The following is a 980-nucleotide window of genomic DNA, read 5'->3' as shown; positions in this document are numbered from 1 at the left end:
CGGCCACGACGGTGGGCCGCTATGCCAGGAAGTGCGCGCGCTGCCGGTCGACGCAAAGGTCGAAAACATCCTGCTCGAAGCCCTGACGCCGGACAGGATCGCGATCGCCGTCGCCGCACTCGGCCAGATCGAGGAGGAAACGCATCAACTCGAGCGGCAGTGGGCCTTGCGACGCGAACGGGCGCGCTACGAGGCGGAAAGGGCGCGACGCCAGTATGACGCGGTCGAACCCGAAAACCGTTTGGTGGCGCGTTCGCTGGAGCGCGGCTGGGAAGAGAAGCTGCGTGCTGCCGAGGCGGTCGAACAGGATTACGAAAGGTGGCGGTCTGACGAGCCCCTGGTCCTGAGCGAGGCGGACCGCGACGGTTTGCTGGAGCTGGGCGAAGATCTGCCCGGCATCTGGCATTCCTCGTCGACGACGGCGGCCGAGCGCAAGAGCATCCTGCGCCTCATTATCTGCGAGGTCGTCCTCGACCAAAAGCGCCTGCAGGGGCAGGTCTGGCTCAAGATCCTGTGGCAAACGGGAGCGACAAGCGAGCACTCTCTCCAGAGATGCGTTCACACCTATAGCCACTACATCGATATCGACAGGCTGCGCGCGCGGGTGACGGAGCTGAACGCCGCCGGCAAGATGGACAAGGAAATTGCGTCGAGGCTGAACGCGGAAGGCTTCATCGCGGCGCGGAACTGCGCCTTCAAGGGTGACAATGTCTGGCTGTTGCGGAGACGTTGGGGCGTTCCCACGGTCAAAATCAACGGCACGAGCGCCAACCCTGATCGATGGCCGGACGGAACCTATTCCGTCCAAGGGGCTGCCGCCGCTCTCGGCGTCACGCCACAGACCATCTTCAAATACCGGGCCCGTGGCCTGGTTGAAGGCCGGCAGCTGGCGAAGGGACAACCGTGGCAAATCGAGCTCACGGACGAACTGATCGAAACTCTGCGTATCCGCGCACAACGCAATAGACGATCGAGGAGGA

At 63.7% G+C, this 980-nt stretch carries 1 pseudogene; it reads left to right on the top strand.

Features of this window, described 5'->3' with window-relative positions:
• Nucleotides 1–980 (top strand): annotated as a pseudogene (locus G6N73_RS35865) (recombinase family protein); the annotation flags it as partial.

Origin of the sequence: Allomesorhizobium camelthorni (genome assembly GCF_011045125.1) — a bacterium.
Taxonomy (GTDB): domain Bacteria; phylum Pseudomonadota; class Alphaproteobacteria; order Rhizobiales; family Rhizobiaceae; genus Allomesorhizobium; species Allomesorhizobium camelthorni.
Note: the sequence above shows the minus strand (reverse complement) of the source record. Positions and strands in the feature narration are given on the sequence as shown.